19 protein-coding genes are annotated in these 19464 nt (G+C 65.5%); 13 read left to right on the top strand and 6 right to left on the bottom strand.

The genetic code is table 11. From position 1 onward, the window contains the following. Nucleotides 1–3 precede the first annotated feature (3 nt). Nucleotides 4–1245 (top strand): MFS transporter, encoded by a 1242-nt coding sequence (locus U5A57_RS00940; RefSeq protein WP_321907372.1) that lies wholly within the window; start codon nt 4–6, stop codon nt 1243–1245. A 333-nt stretch (nt 1246–1578) separates the two neighbouring features. Further along, nucleotides 1579–1764: a hypothetical protein gene (locus tag U5A57_RS00935; RefSeq protein ID WP_028203177.1), complete on the top strand. Its 186-nt coding sequence runs from the start codon at nt 1579–1581 to the stop codon at nt 1762–1764. 86 nt (nt 1765–1850) lie between these two features. Here U5A57_RS00935 and U5A57_RS00930 read toward each other — a convergent pair whose 3' ends face one another. Both U5A57_RS00930 and mgrA read right to left on the bottom strand, forming a co-directional pair. Next, nucleotides 1851–2888: a fatty acid desaturase family protein gene (locus U5A57_RS00930; protein WP_321907370.1), complete on the bottom strand. Its 1038-nt coding sequence runs from the start codon at nt 2886–2888 to the stop codon at nt 1851–1853. Between the two features lie 160 nt (nt 2889–3048). Next, complete coding sequence (mgrA, locus tag U5A57_RS00925) at nt 3049–4092, bottom strand: L-glyceraldehyde 3-phosphate reductase (RefSeq protein ID WP_321907368.1); 1044 nt, start codon at nt 4090–4092, stop codon at nt 3049–3051. A 242-nt stretch (nt 4093–4334) separates the two neighbouring features. On the opposite strand from mgrA, the gene U5A57_RS00920 reads away from it, so the two are divergent. Then, nucleotides 4335–4541: a DUF3185 family protein gene (locus U5A57_RS00920; protein WP_201698297.1), complete on the top strand. Its 207-nt coding sequence runs from the start codon at nt 4335–4337 to the stop codon at nt 4539–4541. Nucleotides 4542–4575: 34 nt separating this feature from the next. Here the strand turns inward: U5A57_RS00920 and U5A57_RS00915 are convergent, their stop codons facing one another. After that, nucleotides 4576–5337, bottom strand: coding sequence for a phytanoyl-CoA dioxygenase family protein (locus tag U5A57_RS00915; RefSeq protein WP_321907365.1), 762 nt, complete (start codon nt 5335–5337; stop codon nt 4576–4578). Between the two features lie 539 nt (nt 5338–5876). On the opposite strand from U5A57_RS00915, the gene U5A57_RS00910 reads away from it, so the two are divergent. After that, a complete protein-coding gene (locus U5A57_RS00910) occupies nt 5877–6245 on the top strand; it encodes a hypothetical protein (protein ID WP_321907364.1) in 369 nt (122 codons plus the stop codon). Between the two features lie 153 nt (nt 6246–6398). Here the strand turns inward: U5A57_RS00910 and metK are convergent, their stop codons facing one another. Then, nucleotides 6399–7589, bottom strand: a complete 1191-nt coding sequence (gene metK, locus U5A57_RS00905; RefSeq protein WP_321907362.1) for a methionine adenosyltransferase — start codon at nt 7587–7589, stop codon at nt 6399–6401. 262 nt (nt 7590–7851) lie between these two features. Between metK and U5A57_RS00900 the strand changes: the two genes are divergently transcribed. From U5A57_RS00900 to hslU, 9 genes are all read left to right on the top strand, one after another. Further along, nucleotides 7852–8739, top strand: coding sequence for a lipid A biosynthesis lauroyl acyltransferase (locus tag U5A57_RS00900; RefSeq protein WP_321907360.1), 888 nt, complete (start codon nt 7852–7854; stop codon nt 8737–8739). A gap of 58 nt (nt 8740–8797) precedes the next feature. Beyond that, complete coding sequence (gene dapF, locus U5A57_RS00895) at nt 8798–9664, top strand: diaminopimelate epimerase (RefSeq protein WP_321907358.1); 867 nt, start codon at nt 8798–8800, stop codon at nt 9662–9664. 137 nt (nt 9665–9801) lie between these two features. Further along, nucleotides 9802–10485 (top strand): DUF484 family protein, encoded by a 684-nt coding sequence (locus U5A57_RS00890; RefSeq protein WP_321907356.1) that lies wholly within the window; start codon nt 9802–9804, stop codon nt 10483–10485. A 57-nt stretch (nt 10486–10542) separates the two neighbouring features. Further along, nucleotides 10543–11445 (top strand): tyrosine recombinase XerC, encoded by a 903-nt coding sequence (gene xerC, locus U5A57_RS00885; protein ID WP_321907808.1) that lies wholly within the window; start codon nt 10543–10545, stop codon nt 11443–11445. 75 nt (nt 11446–11520) lie between these two features. Then, a complete protein-coding gene (locus U5A57_RS00880; protein ID WP_321907354.1) occupies nt 11521–12723 on the top strand; it encodes a class I SAM-dependent rRNA methyltransferase in 1203 nt (400 codons plus the stop codon). A 231-nt stretch (nt 12724–12954) separates the two neighbouring features. Further along, nucleotides 12955–14043 (top strand): GTP-binding protein, encoded by a 1089-nt coding sequence (locus U5A57_RS00875; protein ID WP_321907807.1) that lies wholly within the window; start codon nt 12955–12957, stop codon nt 14041–14043. Between the two features lie 604 nt (nt 14044–14647). Further along, nucleotides 14648–15067, top strand: a complete 420-nt coding sequence (dksA, locus tag U5A57_RS00870) for an RNA polymerase-binding protein DksA (RefSeq protein ID WP_028203189.1) — start codon at nt 14648–14650, stop codon at nt 15065–15067. Nucleotides 15068–15445: 378 nt separating this feature from the next. Further along, on the top strand, nt 15446–15982 hold the full coding sequence (gene hslV, locus U5A57_RS00865; protein ID WP_321907352.1) for an ATP-dependent protease subunit HslV: 537 nt from the start codon (nt 15446–15448) through the stop codon (nt 15980–15982). Nucleotides 15983–16018: 36 nt separating this feature from the next. Next, nucleotides 16019–17368 (top strand): ATP-dependent protease ATPase subunit HslU, encoded by a 1350-nt coding sequence (hslU, locus tag U5A57_RS00860; protein ID WP_321907350.1) that lies wholly within the window; start codon nt 16019–16021, stop codon nt 17366–17368. Nucleotides 17369–17435: 67 nt separating this feature from the next. Here the strand turns inward: hslU and U5A57_RS00855 are convergent, their stop codons facing one another. Continuing rightward, nucleotides 17436–17978 (bottom strand): response regulator transcription factor, encoded by a 543-nt coding sequence (locus U5A57_RS00855; RefSeq protein ID WP_321907348.1) that lies wholly within the window; start codon nt 17976–17978, stop codon nt 17436–17438. Between the two features lie 18 nt (nt 17979–17996). Continuing rightward, on the bottom strand, nt 17997–19442 hold the full coding sequence (locus U5A57_RS00850) for an ATP-binding protein (protein ID WP_321907346.1): 1446 nt from the start codon (nt 19440–19442) through the stop codon (nt 17997–17999). Between the last annotated feature and the right edge of the window lie 22 nt (nt 19443–19464).

Genomic DNA, 19464 nt, shown 5'->3' with positions numbered 1-19464 from the left:
CTCGTGACTGCATCACCGGGCGCCTCGCGCAATTCCGCGCCCTCCGCCGTTCCGTACATCGAACGCGGCACCCCCGAATTCTGGCGCGCGAGCCTCGCGCTTCTGTTCGCCGGCTACGCCACTTTTTCGCTTCTCTACTGCGTGCAGCCGCTGCTGCCTGCGTTCTCCGAAACCTTCGGCGTGAGCCCCGCGCAGAGCAGCCTCTCGCTCTCGTTCACCACGGCGGCGCTCGCCATCGCGATCTTCATTGCGGGCTTTGTCTCCGAAGGCTGGAGCCGGCGCGGCATGATGACCGCGTCGCTGTGCGCGTCGTCGCTGCTCACGCTCGCCACCGCCTTCGTGCCGCACTGGCATCAGCTACTCGTGCTGCGCACGCTGCAGGGCATTGCGCTCGGTGGCGTGCCCGCCGTGGCCATGGCCTGGCTCGCCGAAGAAATGCACCCGGACGGCCTCGGCCTTTCGATGGGCCTCTACGTGGGCGGCACGGCCATCGGCGGGATGGCGGGGCGCGTGATCACGGGCATCGTCACCGACCTGTTCGGCTGGCGTGCGGCAGTCGCCGTGATCGGCGTGCTCGGGCTCGCTTCCATGTTGGCGTTCCGCTCGCTCCTGCCGCCCTCGCGACACTTCGTGCCGAAGAGCGGCCTCGGCTTGACGCATCATCGCTCGGCCCTGCTGCGCCATTTCGCGGGGCCGGGGCTACCCATGCTGTTCGCCATGGGCTTCGTGCTGATGGGCAGCTTCGTCACGCTCTACAACTACATCGGCTACCGGCTGATCGCGCCGCCCTATCGCATGAGTCAGGCAGCGATCGGCGCGATTTTCCTTGTCTACCTGACCGGCGTGGTCGCCTCGCCGTGGTCGGGCCGCATGGCCGACACCTTCGGGCGCGGCCGCGTGCTGGTCGCCAGTCTCGCGCTGATGCTCACGGGCGTCGTGCTCACGCTGTTCGCACCGCTCGCGGCCATCGCGGCGGGCATCGCCTGCCTGACCATTGGCTTCTTCGCCGGGCATGCGGTGGCGAGCGGCTGGGTTGGACGGCTCGCGCGCGAAGCGAAGGGCCAGGCCGCCGCGCTGTACCTGCTGGCCTATTACGTCGGCTCGAGCGTGATGGGTTCCATCGGCGGGCACTTCTGGACTGCGGCGGGCTGGGCCGGCGTGGCCGGCCTCGTGATCGTGCTGCTGGTCGTGGGGCTCGCGCTGGCGCTCAGGCTGCGGGCACGCGAACGCACTGGGGCGGCCTGAGTTCGCGATATCGCCCGACGCGGAACACGACATGCGCACTTGCATCGTTGTGTGCCGCGCGCCGCGGCAATCGAAAGGCGTCCGTAATATTTAGACGACTGGCGAATTGCGCCCCGCGCGCATCGCACCGCAGCGCAACGCCGCTTCTGGCGGGCTTTTGCGGCGCGGCATGCGCTTCACGATGCGCGTCACGGCACACACACGCGCCGCCGCGCTCGCCGCCCTCACCTATACTCGATTTCAGGCCCGGGGCCGCAACGTCATGCCATTGGCATGGCAACGAGAACGACAACCATTGCGCGCCCGCGTCGCCCATACGATAAGGAGACGAGCATGGAAGGTTATTTCACGATTGGCGATTTCGTGATGATCATCCCGATGGCCCTCGCTGGCGCGCTCTTTCTTGGCGCGGTGCCGTGCGCGACGGAATTCAGACACAACACGCTACGCGTGATCGGCGCGCTGATCGGCGTGCTCGCAGCCGTTGCGCTTGTCGAGACGCTGCCGGCGCTGATGTAGCCGGCGCAAATTGACGAAGCGGCATCCTCGCGGCGCAACGCGCCGCGGTTTGCGCGCACGCGCGCCATTCGCTCGCACCATCCACCTCAGCCGGGATCGACGCCCGGCTGCAATCCCTTGAACTGACGCAACGCGGCGGCGAGATAGTCCGCCCGCGCCGCCGCGCCTGCGGCCTCTTCGGCGTGCGCGATTGCGGGCAGCGCCGTCCACGGCAGCGTCGGATGCAGATGATGCTGGCGATGCAGGTGATGATTCATGAGCAGCACGCCCAGAACGCGCGGCACACGGAAATCCCGCGCGCGGCCCGGTTCGTCGAGCGCGACGCCGTAGTGCGGCAGGTTATCGGCTACCGATAGCCACAGTCCACGCAGGTACATCGCCGCGAGCAGCACGGGCCAAGCCTTGCCGTACAGCGCGAACGAAGCGGCATACAGCGCGAGCGAGGCGAGCCAGTCGCGCCGCGCGCGGCTGCGCCTCACGGGATCGGCGGCGTGGTTCGCGAAGAGCCGCTGCACCTGCACGCCTTCGCGTCCGTGCGCCCCCACGCCATGCTCGATGATGGCGCGTGCGAGGCGCACGGGCATGAAAGCCAGCAGCGGCAGCAGCAATTCGGCCGCGTACAGGCCGCCCATCAACCGCGCATAGTACGAAACACGGCGACGCCAGCGCGGGCCGCTCGCGTCATGCTGGTCGAGCACATCGGGGCGGTCGAACGGCTCACGTGTGAAGCGGTGATGCATCAGGTGTCCGAAACGCACGGCGTCGAACGGCATCGCCAGGCCGATCGCGAGCACGCGCGCGAGCCACTCGTTCACGCGCCGGTCGCGCGAAAGTTGTCCGTGTATGCCTTCGTGGATGAGCCCCCAATGGATCGGCGTGGCGAGCACGACGGGCGCAAGCGTTGCCAGCAGGGCGAACGTCGGGCCGCCTGCCGCGTCCAGCAAAAGCGGCAAGCCCACGAGTTCGTAGCACAGCGCCGTGAACGCGAACGCAAGTATTGCGGCATTTGCGCGAGCCGACGTTGCGGGCTGCGGCGGGCGCATCGCACGTTCGGGCCGCCCGGCGGGTTCGGTGCGCGTGGCGGTGGGGGAAAGCGCTTCGGATTCGGCGCTCAAGGACTCCATGGAAATTCCTCGCGGCAAAGGCTGCCGCGACGTTAGCAGGGCCACATGACAAACCGAAGAATGGCGCGCCTCGCTGCCGCCGCACGCACTTTGCCGATCTTTCGCGCATAAAAAAACCGCCTCGCAAGGAGGCGGTTCTTTGTGCCGGGAAGCGTGCCGTTCAGATGTGCTGATCAGTCGACGGCTTCTCCCACAGGTTCACGCCGCCTTCGGTCGCATAGCGGTCGATCTCCGCGAGTTCTTCCTTCGAAAACTCCAGGTTCTTCAACGCCGCAACGTTCTCGCGCACCTGCTCCGCGCGGCTCGCGCCGATCAGCGCCGAGGTCACGCGGCCGCCGCGCAGCGTCCAGGCAATCGCCATTTGCGCGAGGCTCTGGCCGCGGCGCAGCGCGAGGTCGTTGAGCTTGCGCACGTGCTCGATGTTCTGTGTGCTCAGATGCTCGCTCTTGAGCGAGCCGCCGCCCGGGCGGTTCACGCGCGCGTCTTCGGGCACGCCGTTCAGGTACTTGTTCGTGAGCACGCCCTGCGCAAGCGGCGTGAACGCGATGCTGCCCGTGCCGAGGTCCTCGAGCGTGTCGAGCAGTTCTTCCTCGACCCAGCGGTTGAGCATGTTGTACGACGGCTGGTGAATGAGCAGCGGCACCTTGTATTCGGCGAGCAGCTTCGCCATTTCGCGCGTCTTGGCTGGCGAATACGACGAGATGCCGACATACAGCGCCTTGCCCTGCTGCACGGCCGTCGCCAGCGCGCCAGCCGTTTCCTCGAGCGGCGTTTCCACGTCGAAGCGATGCGAGTAGAAGATGTCGACGTAGTCGAGCCCCATGCGCTGCAGGCTCTGGTCGAGGCTCGCGAGCACGTACTTGCGCGAGCCGCCGCCCTGGCCGTACGGGCCCGGCCACATGTCCCAGCCTGCCTTCGACGAGATCAGCAACTCGTCGCGGTACGGACGGAAATCGTCCTTGAAAATGCGGCCGAAGTTCGTTTCGGCGCTGCCGTACGGCGGGCCGTAGTTGTTCGCGAGGTCGAAGTGCGTGATGCCGAGATCGAACGCGGTGCGCAGGATGTCGCGCTGGGTCGAGATCGGCGTGGTATCGCCGAAGTTGTGCCACAGACCGAGCGACAGTGCGGGCAGCTTGAGCCCCGACTTGCCGCAAAAGCGGTACTGCATGTCCGAATAGCGTTCTGAGGCTGCTTCGTAAGCCATGGTGATCCTCGGCGAAAACGGGTAGTGAGCGAAGGGATGGGCGCGGGCGCGCTGTGGGGCGTGCTGCTCGCGTGAGGCAGCTATGTTAGCCAATCCGCCCGAGCCGTGCAGATGCCCACTATGCGGGAAAGGCGATGTAAGGTAGGCGAGCGCGTACGCCGGGCTGCCAGATAAACCGTACCCTGGACGCGCCGCGGCCGCTCGCCTACACTGCGGCGTCCATCCTTTGCGAGAGGTTGTTCATGGCCAAAGCGATTTCGATCGCGCTTATCGCCTGTGGCGTCGTCCTGTTGTACTTCGGCGGCCAGTCGCTCCATTCGTTCGCGAACGACATGTCGCGTCTCTTCACCGGCGCGCCCACCAACCGCACGATCCTCCTGATCGGGGGCGGCATCGCGGCAACGCTCGCGGGCATCACCGGCCTCACGATGTCGGGGCGCCGGCGCTAGGCGAACGCCACGCAGCGCCGGCCCGGAACTTTACTCAGAACTTCACCTCGGGCTTGGCCGCCGAGCGCGTGCCCGGCAGCGGCACGTTGCTCGCGCCGTGGTACGTGTACACGAGCGAAAACTTCACCTGATCGCTCTGGTTCTGCCCCGCCGAATGCAGCGTGTTGCAGTGAAAGAAAACCACGTCGCCAGCGGCGAGCGTCGGGGCGATCGCGCGGTCGATCCACGCCTGGTTCTCGGGCAGGTCGGCGCGGAAGAATTTCGCGGCGTCGAAGCGCTCCGAGGTGAACGGCGCCTCGTGCGAGCCCGGCACGAACCACAGGCCGCCGTTTTCCATCTTCTCCGGCCCGAGCGCGAGCCAGACCGAAACGAGGTCGTCGCGCTCGAACGACCAGTAGCGCACGTCGCGGTGCCAGCCCGTGAGGCTGCCGTAGTGCGGGTGCTTCGTCATCATGCAGTTGTGATGCGCGCACGAGAGGACCGGCTCCTCGCCGAAATACAACTCCATCCACCCCGCGATTTCCGGCGACGTGGCCCATTCGCGATACAGCGCGTGGCGCGAGTAGGCGTCGAGCAGGCGCCGCACCGTATGGCCGCCCGGGGCGTCCTTCGATTCGGGCGCGCCCGGGTAGCGCAAATCGGCTTCGAATTCGAGCGGCGCGGCAGCCGCCTGCAACTGCTCCTGCGCAACCTGCTTGATCGCCTCGCAGCGCTCGGGCGAGACGAGCCCCGGCACGACCACGAAGCCGCGCTCGCGCAGCGCCTGCACCTGTTCTTTCTTTGACTGGACTGACATGGGACTTCCGTTATGCGATCTCGATGCGAGCAAGGGCCGCAGCCTGCGTTCGTGGCTTCGTTACACGATGCCGCGAAACGAAGAGGCTGAGGCGTCGGCGCGCGCCGACGCTTCGATTGTAAAGCGTGCCGGCACGGCGGGAAGGACCACGCGGCCACACGAGGTGGCTCCATGCGCCGCGTCGAGCGAGCCGCACGCGAATGGCGCGCACGCACCGCGATGAGGACAAAGGGTGGGATCGTGTGCATCAAAGGCGCGCAGGGCCGGGTATTAACCGACTTTCTGCGGTCATGATTCGCGTGTAGCCTGTTGCGCATGTTGTTTTACATTGCCGAATTCTCTTCGCATCGACCGATCGCCGTGAACGCCTTGCCGCACAAGGCGCTCCAACAGAAGAATCCGTCGCTTCGCGTCCCACGCCGCGCCATGCGGCCCGTCTCCCGTCCACCCAATTCGTGATGCCCTGGAAGACAGGCACGTTTGCTGCTCGACGCAAAGCGTCGCGCGAGGCGCACCTCGAACCCGATTGCTCAACCGCCATGCATACCCTCTTCGATACTCAACGCATGTCTCACGCCGCCCACACCGCCCTGAAAGCGGCCCGCCCGGCCCGCCGTCATCTGGTGCGTGCACTGCGACACCACGCCGCGCGCACCCGCGCGCTCGCACAACAGGTTCGGGAGACGAAGCCCGTCGACGGCATGCGCACCTGGTTCCACTCGTTCTTCGCCGTACTGCGCATGCGCTCGGGCTCGCGCCACTTCTCGCTGCGCACGCTGCTCTATCGCCCGAACGCGCCGCTGCGCACGCTCGCCGCGCCCACCACGGTGCATGTGGCGCGCAGCACGCGCAAGCCGCGCCGCATGGGCGCGAGCAGCACGGGCTGGTTCGGCTTCGCCATGCGCTAAGACCCGCGCCAGGCCCACGCTGCGCGGTTCGCAGCAGGCACCGCAAAAAACAAAAACCCCGCACGGGCTTGCGCCCTGCGGGGTTTTTCTTCGGCACTGCATCGCGCTTGACCGGCGTTGCCGCCGGCCAGCGCGATGCCAGCTTGCGAATGCTTACGCGATGGCTGCGCTCACCGGCTCCGTGCCGGCGGCTTCGGCCAGCGCGAGTGCGCGGTCGGTCGCTTCCCACGAGAATTCCGGCTCTTCGCGGCCGAAGTGGCCATAAGCGGCGGTCTTTTCGTAGATCGGGCGCAGCAGGTCGAGCATCTGGATGATGCCCTTCGGACGCAGGTCGAAGTGCTCGCGCACGAGCTTCGTGATGGTCGCATCCGACACCTTGCCGGTGCCGAACGTGTTGACCATGACCGAAGTCGGCTCAGCCACGCCGATCGCGTACGAAACCTGGATCAGGCAGCGCGACGCGAGGCCGGCGGCCACGATGTTCTTCGCGACGTAACGGCCTGCGTAGGCGGCCGAACGGTCCACCTTCGACGGATCCTTGCCCGAGAATGCGCCGCCGCCGTGCGGGGCTGCGCCGCCGTACGTGTCGACGATGATCTTGCGGCCCGTGAGGCCGCAATCGCCCTGCGGGCCGCCGATCACGAAGCGACCGGTCGGATTCACGAGGAACTTGATGTCGCCCTTGATGAGTTCGGACGGCAGCACCGGCTTGATGACTTCTTCGATCACGGCTTCGCGCAGCGTGCCGAGGTCGATGTCCGGCGAGTGCTGCGTCGAGAGCACGACCGTGTCGATGGCGTGCGGCTTGCCGTCGACGTAGCGGATCGTGACCTGCGACTTCGCGTCCGGACGCAGCCAGGGCAGACGGCCGTCGCGGCGCAGGTTCGACTGGCGCTCGACCAGACGGTGCGAAAGGTGGATCGGCAGCGGCATCAGCTCGGGCGTTTCGTCGCACGCATAGCCGAACATCAGGCCCTGGTCGCCGGCGCCCTGGTCGAGGTTGTTGTCGTGCGCGCGGTCCACGCCCTGGGCGATGTCCGGCGACTGCTTGTCATAAGCGACGAGCACCGCGCAGCCGCGGTAGTCGATGCCGTAGTCGGTGTTGTCGTAACCGATGCGCTTGATCGTGTCGCGCGCGACCTGGATGTAGTCGACGTTGGCCGTGGTGGTGATTTCACCGGCGAGCACGACGAGACCCGTGTTGCACAGCGTTTCCGCTGCAACGCGCGAGTACTTGTCTTGCGTGAGGATGGCGTCGAGGATCGCGTCCGAGATCTGGTCGGCGACCTTGTCCGGATGGCCTTCGGAGACGGATTCGGAGGTGAAGAAATAGTCGTTTGCCACGTGTCAGGCTCCTTGTAGCTGGTGACGGTTGAGTTCACGTAGCCAGCTTCGGGAGCTTTGAAGCGGCGACGCTTTAGCGGAATTGCTGCCCGGTTGCTGTCAGTGACTCAGTCATTGACAGGCATCCGGCTTCGCCCCGCAAGTTGTCTATTAACTCGGCGAAGCCCTTATTATAGCGACTTCCTTAAATTGTCGCAGGGTACCCCCGCGTGCCGTTCGTTTCCTTCCTCATCGTTTGCAAGCCTTGCAGCGGAGTTCACGCATGCTAGGCAAACTCGGCTCCCGTTTCGCCATCGGCTTGCTCAAGCTGTTCGCGATCCTGCCCTATGGCTTTGTCGCGCGTCTGGGTGACGGCCTCGGCTGGCTGCTCTACAAGATTCCGAGCCGCCGCAAGCGCGTTGTTCATACGAATCTGCGACTGTGCTTTCCCGAGTGGAGCGACGAAAAGCGCGAGGAAGTGGCGGGGCAGCACTTCCGTCACGCCATTCGCAGCTACATGGAGCGCAGCGTGCAATGGTTCGCCTCGGCGAAGAAGCTCGAGAAGATCGTCGAGCTCGACAGCGAGATCGATCTCACCGATCCGAACCTGCCGCCCACGCTCTTCCTCGGCTTGCATTTCGTGGGCATCGAGGCGGGTTCCATGTTCCTCAACTACTCGCTGCACCGGCCCTGCGGCTCGCTTTACCAGCCGTTCTCGAACCCCGAGTTCGAAGCTGCGGCGAAGGCGGGACGCAGCCGTTTCGGCGCGGAAATGGTCAGCCGCGCGGACAGCGCGCGCGCCGTGCTGCGCTGGCTGCGCGACAAGAAGCCCGTGATGCTCGGCGCCGATATGGACTACGGCATGCGCAACTCCACGTTCGTACCCTTCTTCGGCGTGCCGGCGTGCACGCTCACGGCGGTCGGGCGTCTGGCGAAGGTGGGTCATGCGCAGGTCGTACCGTTCATCGGCGAGGTGTTGCCCAATTACAAGGGTTATCGGCTGAAAGTGTTCAAACCTTGGGAAAATTATCCAACCGGCGACGACGATCTCGACGCGCGCCGCATGAACGCTTTCCTCGAAGAACAGATTCCGCGCATTCCCGAGCAGTATTACTGGGTCCACAAGCGCTTCAAGACGCGGCCGCCGGGCGAACCGAGCGTCTACAGCTGAACGTTGCGCCCACGCTCGAGGCCCGGGTTTTCGCCCGGGCCTCGCTTACAATAACGGCATGAAACTCAAATTCACCAAGATGCACGGCGCGGGCAACGACTTCGTCGTGCTCGACGGCTACAGCCAGGACCTCGCGCTCACGCCCGAGCGTGTGCGCGCGCTCGCCGACCGCCACTTCGGCATCGGCGCGGACCAGTTGCTGATCGTCGAGAAGCCGACCGTGGAAGGCGTGGACTTCCGCTATCGCATCTTCAATTGCGACGGCGGCGAGGTCGAGCACTGCGGCAACGGCGCGCGCTGCTTCGTGAAATTCGTGCGCGACCGCAAGCTCACCGATTCGAAGCGTGTGCGAGTGCAGGTGCAGAAGGGCACGATCACGCTCGTCGTGCAGGAAAACGGTGAAGTCGTCGTCGATATGGATCGTCCCGAGTTCGAACCCGCGCTCGTGCCGTTCAACGCGAACGGCCTGGAAGGCCGCCGCGAAGGCAACGACACGCTCTGGCCGCTCGACGTGAATGGTGCGCGGCGCTGGGTGTCGGTCGTCTCGATGGGCAACCCGCACGCGGTGCAGGTTGTCGACGACGTCGAAGCGTACCCGGTGAAGGCCGAAGGCGCGGCCATCGAAACGCACGCGCGTTTCCCGAACAAGGTGAACGCCGGTTTCATGCAGATCGTTTCGCGCAACGAAGTGAAGCTGCGCGTATTCGAGCGCGGCGCAGGCGAAACGCTCGCGTGCGGCACGGGCGCGTGCGCGGCCGTCGCGGCGGGCATTCGCCGCGGGCTGCTCGACTCGCCCGTGAAGGTGCATACGCATGGCGGCATGCTGACCATCGCCTGGGACGGCGCGCGCGACGAATCCGCCGCGCTCACCATGGCGGGCCCGGCCGCCACCGTGTTCGAAGGCGAGATCGAGCTGGCCGACTAGCGCGCTTCGGGCCGAATTCGGCTCGCTTCGGGCCTTGCGGCGCACGTAATGAGAGAACGTCGCGCCGCACGAAAACTCAAACGCATGACAGACTGCGCGCCACCGTGCGCGCCTTACAACTACAACGCGTCCACAACATGAACGATCGCGAAGTTGCCGACTATCTGCTCGCCCACCCCGATTTTTTCGTTGAGCACGCCGAACTGCTCGCGACGATCAAGCTAGGCAATCCGCACGGCAAGGCTGCCGTTTCGCTGCAGGAACGCCAGATGGAAATGCTGCGCGAGAAGAACAAGCATCTCGAGCGCCGTCTTTCGGAACTGCTGCGCTACGGCCACGAGAACGATTCGATCGCCGCGAAGTTCAACCGCTGGACCACGCGCATGATCGCCGAGCGCGACCCGCACGCGCTGCCGCGCTCCATCACGCAGAATCTGCGCGACGTGTTCGACATGCCGCAAGCCGCGCTGCGCCTGTGGGACGTGGCGGAGGCCTACGGGCAGGCCGATTTCGCGCGCCAGACCGGCGAGGAAGTGCGCATCTTCGCGAACAGCCTCGAAACGCCGTACTGCGGCGCGAACACCGGCTTCGAGGCCGCGCAATGGCTCGACTCGACCGACGGCACCGCTGAATCGGTCGCGATTATCGCGCTGCGCGTACCCGCCGTTGCCTCGAACGATGCGCCAGCGGGCGAAGCCTTCGGCCTGCTGGTGATGGGCTCGCCCGACCCGCGCCGCTTCCACGACGGCATGGCCACCGACTTTCTCACGCAGATCGGCGCACTCGCGAGCGCGGCGCTCTCGCGCCTGCTGCCGCACTGACGCTCATCCAGGCCGCCCAACGTGAACCCGACCGATCCGATCGCCGACTACCTCGCGATGCTCGAACACGAGCGGCGGCTCTCGGAGCACACGCTGCGCGGCTACACGCATGAACTCGACGAGCTGAAGAAGCTCGCGGGCGGCAAGCCGCTCGAATCGGTCACGCCCGCGCAGGTGCGCGGCGCGGTGGCGCGCGCGCATGCGGGTGGCCTTTCGGCGCGCTCCATCGCGCACCGGTTGTCGGCCTGGCGCGCCTTCTATCGCTGGCTCGCGGGCCGCATCGAAATCGACGCGAATCCCGTGGCCGCCGTGCGTGCGCCCAAACGCGCCAAAACGCTGCCAAAGGCGCTTTCCGTCGACGATGCCACGCATCTCATGGAAGCGCCCGCCATCGCCGGCGTGGAAGCAGGCGGCCCCGAGGCGTTGCGCGACCGCGCCATGCTCGAGCTGTTCTACTCGTCGGGGCTGCGTCTCGCGGAACTCGTGGGGCTCGATGTGCATTACGTGAAGCGCGACGGCTACGAATCGGCGGGTTGGCTCAAGCGCGACGCCGCCGAAGTCGAGGTGCTGGGCAAGGGCAACCGTCACCGCATGGTACCGGTCGGGCGCAAGGCGCTCGACGCGCTCGACGCCTGGCTCGCCGCCCGCAGCGCCTTCGTGAAGCACGACGACGCCCCGCTCTTTCTCTCCGTGCGCGGCAACCGCATGGCGCCGGGCGTGGTGCGCGAGCGCGTGAAGCGCGCCGCCATCGCGGCGGGCATTCCGGCGAACGTGCACCCGCACGTGCTGCGCCACTCGTTCGCCACGCATCTGCTGCAGTCGAGCGGCGACCTGCGCGCCGTGCAGGAACTGCTCGGCCACGCGAGCATCGCGGCCACCCAGGTCTACACGTCGCTCGACTTTCAGCATCTCGCGAAGGTCTACGACACCGCGCATCCGCGCGCCAAGAAGCGCGATTGAAGCGCCGCGGAGCATGCGCCGTGTGGCTCGCAACGCCTCGCGGCGCCTGCCCCGTCACCCAGCATTGAAGCCATCATGAATATCGTCACCCTCAAGCCGTCCAAAGAAAAATCCCTGCTGCGCCGCCATCCGTGGGTCTACGCGAACGCGATCGAGCGCGTGGAAGGCAAGCCCGCGCCCGGCGCGACCGTCATCGTGCGCGCGGCCGACGGCCGCTTTCTCGGGCGCGCCGCCTACAGCCCGCATTCGCAGATCCGCGCGCGCGTGTGGAGCTTCGACGAAAACGAGCCGATCGACCATGCGTTCTTCAAGCGCCGCGTGCAGCGCGCCGTGGCCGACCGCCGCGCAATGGTGAGCGGCACGGGCGCGGTGCGCCTGATCTTCGGCGAGGCCGACGGCCTGCCGGGCCTGATCGTCGATTACTACATCGAAGACGGTGGCGAAGGCCGCGGCCAGCTCGTGTGCCAGTTCATGGCGGCGGGCGTCGAGGCGTGGAAGGAAGCGATCGTGGCGGCGCTCACCTCGGCAACGGGCTGCCCGAACGTGTACGAGCGCTCGGACGTGTCGATCCGCGAAAAGGAAGGGCTCGAACAGATCACCGGCCTGCTCGCCGGCAGCGAGCCGCCTGAAACGATCATCACGAGCGAGAACGGCGTGCGCTATCACGTGGACGTGCGCAACGGCCACAAGACCGGCTTCTACGTGGACCAGCGCGACAACCGCGCGCTCGTGCAGACCTACGCGCGCGAGCGCGAGGTGCTCAACTGCTTCTGCTATACCGGCGGCTTCTCGCTCGCGGCCATGAAGGGCGGCGCAAAACGCGTGGTGTCGATCGACTCGTCGGGCGAAGCGCTCACCACGGCGCAGAAAAACGTCGAGGCGAACGGCTTCGATGCGGCGCTCGCCACCTGGCTCGACGCCGACGCCTTCAAGACGCTGCGCCGCCTCTACGACGAAGGCGAGCGCTTCGACCTCGTGGTGCTCGATCCGCCCAAGTTCGCGGCCTCGCGCGAGCACGTGGACCGCGCCGCGCGCGCCTACAAGGACATCAATCTCACGGGTTTCAAGCTGCTGCGTCCAGGCGGTCTGTTGTTCACCTATTCGTGCTCGGGCGCGATCGATTCGGCGCTGTTCCAGAAGATCGTGGCGGGCGCCGCCGCCGACGCCCGAGTGGACGCGCGCATCCTCAAGCGCCTGGGCGCCGGCGTGGATCACCCGCTGCTCACGGCGTTCCCGGAAGGCGAATATCTGAAGGGCCTGCTGTTGCAAATCGCCTGAAGCGGCCTTATTTGAGCCCTTTCGGCGGCGCGCCGCAGCGCCGCTTTCGCGGCGTCTGTTCGCGCCCCGAATGGCGCTCGCCGGTCTCGCACCCGGCCGCCGCATGCGGGCGCGGCGCAGATATGTTTCAATAGGAAGTTATGTTGTAACACTCGAAGGCCGCGACAGCATGAAGCGGCGCGCCCGAACGTACCCCCGAACACCTACCAGGCAGACAGCATGGCAACCAGCATGATTCCCGTCACCATCCTGACCGGCTTTCTCGGCAGCGGCAAAACCACGCTGCTCAAGCGCATCCTGAACGAGAAGCACGGCATGAAGATCGCCGTGATCGAGAACGAGTTCGGCGAAGAGAACATCGACAACGAAATCCTTGTGCAGGACAGCACCGAGCAGATCATCCAGATGAGCAACGGCTGCATCTGCTGCACGATCCGCGGCGATCTCTCGCGCGTGCTCGGCGACCTCGCGCAGCAAAAGCGCGACGGCAAGCTGGACTTCGACCGTGTGGTGATCGAAACCACGGGTCTCGCAAATCCGGGCCCGGTCGCGCAGACGTTCTTCATGGACAACGAGATCGCCGACGAATTCCTGCTCGACGCGATCATCACGCTCGTGGATGCCAAGCACGGCAACCATCAGCTCGACGAACACGAAGTGGTGCAGCGCCAGGTCGGTTTCGCCGACCGCCTGTTCATCACGAAGGCCGACCTCGTCGACGAACAGGAACTCGCCGACCTGCGTCATCGTGTGCTGCACATGAACCCGAAGGCGCAGATCCGCCAGGTGAATTTCGGCGAGGCCGACATCAAGGAAGTGTTCGACCTGCGCGGCTTCAACCTGAACGCCAAGCTCGAAATCGACCCGGACTTCCTCGCCGAAGACGATCACGACCACGGTCACGCGCACGCGCACGCGCATGATCACGCGCATGATCACGATCACGCCGACTGCGACCACGATCACGGCCAGTGCAGCCACGAAGGCCACGACCACGGCCACCACCATCACGCGCACCACGACGACAAGATCAAGTCGTTCGTCTATCGCAGCGACCGCCCGTTCGATCCGAACCGCCTGGAGGACTTCCTCGGCGGCATCCTGCAGATCTACGGCGAGCGCCTCCTGCGCTACAAGGGCGTGCTCTACATGAAGGGCGTGGACCGCAAGGTGGTGTTCCAGGGCGTGCACCAGATGATGGGCAGCGACCTGGCCGCCAAGTGGCTGCCGATCGAGAAGAAGAGCAGCAAGATGGTGTTCATCGGCATCGAGCTGCCGCAGGACCTCATCACCGACGGGCTCGACGCCTGCCTCGCCTGACGGAATCTTCCCGTTTTCCAGGCTTTTTCAGATACGCCCGGCCCACAGCCGGGCGTTTTCGTCTGGATTTTGCGCGCCGCAACGTGGCGCTAGCGCTGCGTCTGCGGCCTGCGCAACGATCTCTTCCCGCTTCGTGCGCCAAATAACGTACCCGACCATCGCTTTTTCACGATTGGCGCGTTATATTTTCTGGATATCGACCGGTCCGCAAACGGCCTGGTGACAGGCGGGCCACTGCAGGGATTTCCCGCTTGCGGCGCAAGTTTGCGGTTCGGTTACAATACGGCCCCACTGGAAGAGAGGTGCCCCGGTTTTCAGCCGAGGGACGCCCCGCCGGCAGCGCATCGCGTCGCAGCGCGCAGTCGGTACGATATATGCCTCAGGAGCATCTGAAGACCGGTTTCCAGAGGAGTTCGGCCCCGCAGCGGCGCTTCGGGCGTCACGACAGTTCATCGTCCGTGCCCGCCAGCGCGCAATAACGGCGCGGTAACTGCGCCTGGCAAAGTGGTAAAGGTTGGTAACGGCCACCGCGGCCACTGCGGGCAACACAAAAGTGCAGGCAAGATGTGCCAGTTTTGCCTCACTCATTGAAGAAGCAAGCCAGATGACGACGAAACGACTCTTGACCGAAGCCGAAATCCTGAAGATGAGCGACAAGGATTACATGAACGAGGATCAGCTCGCCTTCTTCAAGAACCGGCTCGAACAGCTGCAGGCGGAAATCCTCCGCAATGCGGGCCAGACCACTGAGAATCTGCGCGAAACCGTGATCGTTCCCGATCCGGCCGACCGCGCGACGATCGAAGAAGAGCATGCGCTCGAGCTGCGCACGCGCGACCGCGAACGCAAGCTGCTCAAGAAGGTGCAGCAATCGCTCGCGCGCATCGATTCCGGCGACTACGGCTGGTGCGAAGAAACGGGCGAGCCGATCGGCATCCCGCGTCTGCTCGCGCGCCCGACCGCCACGCTCTCGCTCGAAGCGCAGGAGCGGCGCGAACTGCGCCAGAAGCTGTTCGGCGATTGAGCTTTTTTCTGGCCGCGAAGCGCTGCTTGCGCGGCTAGCGACTTGCCTTCCCTGTCGAAGCGCACGGAGCCCCGTGCGCTTTTTTCTTTTGCGCGCGCGTTTTTCTTCGGCCGTCGCCGCCCGTTGCGCGTGCGTGCCCGCGCCGTTGCACACAAGGCCACCGCGCCGTTTTCTGCGCCCGCAGCCCTTGATATGCCCAGCGCCGCCCTAAACTCCAGGTGATATGCGCTCGCAGCGCGCCACAGGCGCGCGCGGCGCACCCGGATTCAGGGCAGTGGCGCCCTAATGCAAAACGCGCGAGCGCCGCTGCGCCCACCGAAAGCGGCAGGCATTCCACCTACGCATCCAACCCGGCATCAACGGTAAAAAGGAACGCACATGGAGCAATTTCACGGCACGACGATCGTATCCGTGCGGCGCGGCGACAAGGTCGCGCTCGGCGGCGACGGCCAGGTCACGCTCGGCAACATCGTCATGAAGGGTGGCGCGAAGAAGGTCCGGCGCATTTACGGCGGCAAGGTCATGGTCGGCTTCGCCGGCGGCACCGCCGACGCGTTCTCGCTGCTCGACCGCTTCGAAGCCAAGCTCGAAAAGCATCAGGGCAACCTCACGCGCGCCGCCGTCGAACTCGCCAAAGACTGGCGCACCGACCGCATGCTGCGCCGCCTCGAAGCCATGCTGATCGCCGCCGACGCGACCACGACGCTCGTGATTACCGGCAACGGCGACGTGCTCGACCCCGAAGAAGGCATCTGCGCGATCGGCTCGGGCGGCGCGTATGCGCAGGCCGCGGCACGCGCGCTCGTGGACAACACCGAACTCTCGCCGCGCGAGATCGTCGAAAAGTCGCTCGAAATCGCGGGCGACATGTGTATCTACACGAATCACAACCGCGTGATCGAAACCATCGAATAACTCGCGAAACCGCCGGACAGACGAGAAGGAATCAGGATGAGCACCATGACCCCCGCCGAGATCGTCTCGGAACTCGACAAGCACATCATCGGCCAGGCGAACGCGAAGAAGGCCGTGGCCGTCGCGCTGCGCAACCGCTGGCGCCGCCAGCAGGTCGCCGACCCGCTGCGCCAGGAAATCACGCCGAAGAACATCCTCATGATCGGGCCGACGGGCGTCGGCAAGACCGAGATCGCGCGACGCCTCGCGAAACTCGCCGATGCGCCGTTCATCAAGATCGAAGCGACCAAGTTCACTGAAGTGGGCTACGTGGGCCGCGACGTGGACAGCATCGTGCGCGATCTCATCGAGATTTCGGTGAAGCAGACGCGCGAAACGGAAATGCGCAAGGTGCGCAGCAAGGCCACCGACCAGGCCGAAGACCGCATCCTCGACATCTTGCTGCCGAGCGCGCGTCCGGTAGGCTTCGGTTCGTCCGACGCAACGAGCCACGCCGAAGGCAGCGACAATGCCACACGTCAGACCTTCCGCAAGCGCCTGCGCGAAGGCCAGCTCGACGACAAGGAAATCGAGCTCGATGTCGAGCAGCCGCAAGTGGGCATGGACATCATGGGGCCGCCGGGCATGGAAGACATGACCGAGCAGATCCGCTCGATGTTCGCCAACCTCGGCGGCGGCAAGAAAACGCGGCGCAAGCTCAAGGTGAAGGAAGCGCTCAAGGTCCTGACCGACGAAGAAGCATCGAAGATGCTCAACGACGAAGAGGTCAAGACCAAGGCCGTGCAGAACGTCGAGCAGAACGGCATCGTGTTCCTCGACGAAATCGACAAGATCGCCTCGCGCAACAACGAAGGCAGCGGCGGTGAGGTTTCGCGCCAGGGCGTGCAGCGCGATCTGCTGCCGCTCGTGGAAGGCACGACCATCAACACGAAGTACGGGATGGTGAAGACCGATCACATCCTGTTCATTGCGAGTGGCGCATTCCACCTCGCGAAGCCGAGCGATCTGATCCCCGAACTGCAGGGCCGTTTCCCGATTCGCGTGGAACTCGACTCGCTCTCCGTGAAGGACTTCGAAGCGATCCTGGTCGCGACGGATGCGAGCCTCGTCAAGCAGTATCAGGCGCTGCTCGCAACCGAGGACGTGCAGCTCGATTTCGCCGAAGACGGTATTCGCCGCCTCGCGGAGATCGCCTACTCCGTGAACGAGAAGACCGAGAATATCGGCGCGCGCCGTCTGTACACGGTGATCGAAAAGCTGCTGGAAGACGTGTCGTTCGCAGCGGGCAATCACGCGGGCAAGAGCGTGACGATCGACGCGGCCTATGTCGACAAGGCGCTCGGCGAAGTGGCGCAGGACGAAGACCTGTCGCGCTACGTGCTCTAAGCGCGAAGCATGACGCATGAAAAAGGGACCCCGCGGGGTCCCTTTTCTTTTGCCGCCTCTGGCGTGCTTACTGGCGCACCGGGCGCTTCGCGAGCTTGCGCTGCAGCGTGCGGCGGTGCATGTTGAGCGCGCGCGCCGTGGCCGAGATGTTGCCGTTGTGCTCGGCCAGCACGCGCTGGATGTGCTCCCATTCGAGGCGCGCCACCGAGAGCGGTGCGGGGTGCTCGATGGCTTCTTCGGCCTGCATGGCGCTCGCATCGCTTTGGAGTGCCGAGAGAATCATCTCGACGTTCGCGGGCTTGGCGAGATAGTTGTCCGCACCGTCCTTCACGGCTTGCACCGCCGTGGCGATGCTCGCGTAACCCGTGAGCACGAGCATGCGCGAGTCCGGCTGCAGTTCGCGCAGCGGCGCGATGAGCGACAGGCCTGAATCGTTGCCGAGATGCAGGTCCACGGTGATCTGCGAGAACTTTTGCTGGTTGGCGAAACGAATCGCCTCTTCCGCATTGTGTGCCTGCTTCACCTCGAAGCCGCGCCGCGTGAGGCCGCGCGTGAGGATGTCCGAGAACACTTCGTCGTCGTCGATGACCAGAAAACTCATTTCGCTCATGCCTAATTCTCCGTGTTGTTACGCGGCGTCGGGCCGGCTAGGCCCCTCGCCTGATCCAATCTCCAAACCCGCGGACGCTGCGCCTTCTCGCGCCGCCGCTGCCGGGTTCGCCTGACCCGCCTCACCCGCCTTGACCTGCTTTGCCGGCAAGCGCAGCACCGCACGGGTGCCGCGCGCGCGGCGCGTGCGCATGCCGCTGCCGGTCGCGGCGCCGGCCGGCGTCTCGTCGTCTGCGCCGCTCACGTCGCCCGACGCGCTGCCGGGCGACGTGACATCGTTGAGCTCGATCGAGCCGCCAAGCCGCGCCGCAGACGAAAACGCCAGATACAGTCCGACGCCGTGACCGCCCTGGGTGCTATCTACAGGCGCGGCGCCAAGCGATGCGCGCAGCGATGACGGAATGCCGGGCCCCGCATCGCAGACTTCGAAATCGACGTAACCGGCTCGCGCGGCCGCATAGGCGCGCAAGGTCACGAAATCGCGGCTGGCGCGTGCGGCATTGTCGAGCAGGATGGTGAGAATCTGCCCAACGGCGACGGTATCGTCGAGCGCAAAGTCGCCCGGTCCATTGTCGAGGAGTTCGAACTTCACATGCGGATGGCGCAGGCGCCATTGCTCGACGAACGGCCCGAGCCATTCGCTCACGAGCTGGCGCGCGCCCGTGGACGAAGCGCGGCTTCTGAGCCGTGCGAGCGCCGAGGTGCAAAGCGAGATCTGCTTGTCGAGCAGTTCGAGGTCGGCGCAATACGGCGCGAGGCCCTTGTCGGTGCGCGCGACATCGCGCAGTTCCTCGGTGAGCATGGCGATGGTCGACAGCGGCGTGCCGATCTCGTGCGCCACGGTGGCGGCCTGCACGCCCAGCGCCACGGCGCGCTCGTCGCGCAACAGGCGCTGCTGCGCGTCGCCAAGCGCTGTGTCACGTTGACGCAGCGCGCGCGACATACGCGCGACGAACCACACGATCAGGCACACGCTCACCATGAAGTTCACCCACATGCCCGCGCGATAGTAGTCGAACAGGTTGGCGGGATTGTCGAGATTGAGCGGCACGTTGTCGAAGCCGAGCAGCACGTAGCAGGCCACGGCGAAGGCCGCGAGCCACGCGGTCAGATACCACGGCAGCACGGCGGCCGCGATGGCGAGCGAAGGCAGATAAAGCGAGACGAACGGATTGGTCGTGCCGCCGGAAAGGAAGAGCAGCGCGGAAAGCGCGCCGAGATCGACCCAAAGCTGGCCGAACAACTCGAGATTCGACTCGGGCCGATCCTGCGTGACGCGCAGCCAGGTCACGCCGTTGAACGCCACTTCCATGGCGATCACGAACAGCATGGCGGGCAGCGGCAACTGCACGCCGATGAAGAGCTGCACGAACGCGATCGTGCAGAGCTGGCCGATGATGGCGAGACTGCGCAGCCAGAACAGATGGCTGAGATTGACACGAGCACTGACGGTTATGCGATGCATGCTGTCAGTTTACCGGTTAAGA

It is taken from the genome of Paraburkholderia sp. J11-2, assembly GCF_905220185.1.
GTDB lineage: Bacteria > Pseudomonadota > Gammaproteobacteria > Burkholderiales > Burkholderiaceae > Paraburkholderia.
The sequence above is the reverse complement of the archived record's forward strand: the minus strand, read 5'-3'. Positions and strand labels throughout refer to the sequence as shown.

Coding starts and splice junctions, on each gene's coding strand:
- U5A57_RS00915 (WP_321907365.1), bottom strand. CDS start 5,337: ATGTCAGTCCAGTCAAAGAAAGAACAGGTGCAGGCGCTGCGCGAGCGC.
- U5A57_RS00910 (WP_321907364.1), top strand. CDS start 5,877: ATGCATACCCTCTTCGATACTCAACGCATGTCTCACGCCGCCCACACC.
- U5A57_RS00920 (WP_201698297.1), top strand. CDS start 4,335: ATGGCCAAAGCGATTTCGATCGCGCTTATCGCCTGTGGCGTCGTCCTG.
- U5A57_RS00850 (WP_321907346.1), bottom strand. CDS start 19,442: ATGCATCGCATAACCGTCAGTGCTCGTGTCAATCTCAGCCATCTGTTC.
- xerC (WP_321907808.1), top strand. CDS start 10,543: ATGCTCGAACACGAGCGGCGGCTCTCGGAGCACACGCTGCGCGGCTAC.
- U5A57_RS00855 (WP_321907348.1), bottom strand. CDS start 17,978: ATGAGCGAAATGAGTTTTCTGGTCATCGACGACGACGAAGTGTTCTCG.
- U5A57_RS00890 (WP_321907356.1), top strand. CDS start 9,802: ATGAACGATCGCGAAGTTGCCGACTATCTGCTCGCCCACCCCGATTTT.
- U5A57_RS00875 (WP_321907807.1), top strand. CDS start 12,955: ATGATTCCCGTCACCATCCTGACCGGCTTTCTCGGCAGCGGCAAAACC.
- U5A57_RS00930 (WP_321907370.1), bottom strand. CDS start 2,888: ATGGAGTCCTTGAGCGCCGAATCCGAAGCGCTTTCCCCCACCGCCACG.
- dksA (WP_028203189.1), top strand. CDS start 14,648: ATGACGACGAAACGACTCTTGACCGAAGCCGAAATCCTGAAGATGAGC.
- U5A57_RS00880 (WP_321907354.1), top strand. CDS start 11,521: ATGAATATCGTCACCCTCAAGCCGTCCAAAGAAAAATCCCTGCTGCGC.
- U5A57_RS00935 (WP_028203177.1), top strand. CDS start 1,579: ATGGAAGGTTATTTCACGATTGGCGATTTCGTGATGATCATCCCGATG.
- hslV (WP_321907352.1), top strand. CDS start 15,446: ATGGAGCAATTTCACGGCACGACGATCGTATCCGTGCGGCGCGGCGAC.
- mgrA (WP_321907368.1), bottom strand. CDS start 4,092: ATGGCTTACGAAGCAGCCTCAGAACGCTATTCGGACATGCAGTACCGC.
- U5A57_RS00900 (WP_321907360.1), top strand. CDS start 7,852: ATGCTAGGCAAACTCGGCTCCCGTTTCGCCATCGGCTTGCTCAAGCTG.
- hslU (WP_321907350.1), top strand. CDS start 16,019: ATGAGCACCATGACCCCCGCCGAGATCGTCTCGGAACTCGACAAGCAC.
- dapF (WP_321907358.1), top strand. CDS start 8,798: ATGAAACTCAAATTCACCAAGATGCACGGCGCGGGCAACGACTTCGTC.